The organism is Parendozoicomonas sp. Alg238-R29, assembly GCF_947331445.1.
Classification (GTDB): domain Bacteria; phylum Pseudomonadota; class Gammaproteobacteria; order Pseudomonadales; family Endozoicomonadaceae; genus Sansalvadorimonas.
The window spans coordinates 1-2,149 of the sequence record NZ_CAMZOG010000185.1 but is presented as its reverse complement, the minus strand read 5'-3'; the positions used below and the strand labels follow the sequence as shown (position 1 = coordinate 2,149).

The following is a 2,149-nucleotide window of genomic DNA, read 5'->3' as shown; positions in this document are numbered from 1 at the left end:
CGGCAGCAAGCTGCCTGGGACGCCTTCGGCGCCCCACAACTTGGCGTTAGATGTTGCAACCCAGCAATGAGTTGCAACTGAAAGGTTATTCAAACATTAGATTCTTGAAAAATGAAAGTGCAATCTTGATCAGACAACCATTTTAATCGTGCAGAGGTTATATCAGAGATATTCCTATAGCCTTTTTTCCATGCAGTATGTTTTACAGGTATTTCACTGCAACTTTCAACCAGAATGGTTTTTCTTTTCTCATTATATAATGAGTTTAAATTGTATGCAGCATGAGCCGTTGTTCCTGTACCTGCAAAAAAATCAATAATTATAGAGTCTTCATTTGTACATGAATAAATGAGATCTTCGATTAACCCAATCGGTTTAGGAGTATCAAATACCTTTACTCCATAAATTTCTTTGATTTCATTAGTAGCTCTTTCCGTAAGGTATCTATTGTCGTCCCATAATGAACGAATTTTTACTCTTTTTTCTGGTGTAAAATAGTTTTTAACATAGACAACGCCTTTTGGACTTGCATATAACTTCCAAGATTCGGACTTTGCCTTATCTAATCCCCAAAGCCATCTACGCTCAATACCTTTGCTGTCAATTGGATATACTGTCTTAAAATCATCTTGTTTTTTTTCTGTGTATACATGTCCATGAGTATCGAAATATAACGGATAAAAAAGATTTGGCCGATCTTCTCTTAGGCTATGTTCACCTTTTTTACGGAATAATCCATCAATCTTAAATTTTCCGTGCAAATCTTCTTTGTTATATAGAGAATCATCGGAATTATCTAAACCTAGAACTTTTGATTTCTTCGATTTACCATAAAGAACTACATACTCATGATTAACAGCTACGTTATTGCTAGAGCTTCCTTTACCATTTTTACTTCTGGCAACAGTGATGTTAGTAATAAAATTACTCTCATCAAATATTTGATCCATTAAAAGCCTCAAATAAGGTTGCTCATAATCATCAATACTAATTGCAATAATGCCAGTTTCAGAAAGCAGTTTTTTTGCTAAAACAAGTCTGTTAAGCATAAATTGCATCCAAGCAGCATGACTCCCAAAAAGGTTTGGTTCTTTTGTTATTCTTTTATCATCATAAATAAATGAATTTTTTGTATTGTATGGCGGATCAATGTAACAAAAATCCACGCTGCCCAAAAAATCACTCTGTAAGAGGTTTAATGCATCCTCATTATCACCTTTTAATAGTATGCAAGATGCATCAGAAGACGAAAAGCATACTTCCCTCTTCTCACTAAAAGGCTTAAAAATAGGCATAAAGCCTAATTTTCTTGATATTTCTTCTATCTCGTTCATGGGAATACTGGTAAGCTCGGTTGCGAAAAATTCTACCATACGGAAAAGGACATTACACGGAGTTAAAATATGTTCCCAAAAGGAAATTTAACTAAAAAGTATACACAGCCTAGCATTAAAAAAAGAATTGAAGCTTTTTTAATTGATAATGTAGGTAAAGTAGTTACACGACAAATGATAGTGGAGGTTTCTAAAGATCCAATAACAGGTAAAGAACCTGAAAATTGGCATCAAAGATTATCTGAATTAAGAACAGATGATGGCTACACAATCCTATCTAAAAGAGACCGAGCCTTTTTATCGGTTGAAGATTACGTTCTTGAGTCATTAAATAAGCGAGCAAATGCTGGCAAAAGAGTAATGCCTAATCAGAATACTTGGAGCAGGATTTTAGCCAGAGCTAACCAGTGCTGCGAATGGAATGAAGGTGGAACTGCTTGTGGTCTGAGAAATGGAACCATTGACCAAATTGGTGGTGGTACTGTCAAGCTAACACCTGATCATTTACAGCCCCATTCAGTAAATCCAAATGCTGATGCTACAGACCCGAACCAATGGCAAGCGTTGTGTGGTAGACACCAAGTAATAAAGAAAAATTTCTGGGACTCAAAATCCGGAAAAATGAACACTATCGCTATTATGCAAGCACTTCCACACAAAGAGAAACTGGTTGCACTTGAGTTTCTTCGACAATATTTTGGAACGCCTCAAGGTAAAGTTGGAAGCTTCTAGCTCAGAGTTAACAACATCTAACAAGAAAATCCAGGTGACGCCTACGGCGCACCTGATTTAGGCGTTGTGCGTCGGGGTGAATA

2 protein-coding genes are annotated in these 2,149 nt (G+C 36.3%); one reads left to right on the top strand and one right to left on the bottom strand.

Annotated elements, in window-relative coordinates:
• Window positions 1–89: 89 nt before the first annotated feature.
• Window positions 90–1,334 carry a site-specific DNA-methyltransferase gene (locus QMA35_RS21415; RefSeq protein WP_281649169.1) on the bottom strand — a complete coding sequence of 415 codons (1,245 nt, stop codon included), beginning with the start codon at window positions 1,332–1,334 and terminating at the stop codon, window positions 90–92.
• Between the two features lie 69 nt (window positions 1,335–1,403).
• Between QMA35_RS21415 and QMA35_RS21410 the strand changes: the two genes are divergently transcribed.
• Window positions 1,404–2,066 (top strand): hypothetical protein, encoded by a 663-nt coding sequence (locus QMA35_RS21410; RefSeq protein ID WP_281649168.1) that lies wholly within the window; start codon window positions 1,404–1,406, stop codon window positions 2,064–2,066.
• Window positions 2,067–2,149 lie beyond the last annotated feature (83 nt).

What these genes read in the sequence shown, in the direction of transcription:
- QMA35_RS21410 (WP_281649168.1), top strand. Translation starts at nt 1,404, where the DNA reads ATGTTCCCAAAAGGAAATTTAACTAAAAAGTATACACAGCCTAGCATT.
- QMA35_RS21415 (WP_281649169.1), bottom strand. Translation starts at nt 1,334, where the DNA reads ATGAACGAGATAGAAGAAATATCAAGAAAATTAGGCTTTATGCCTATT.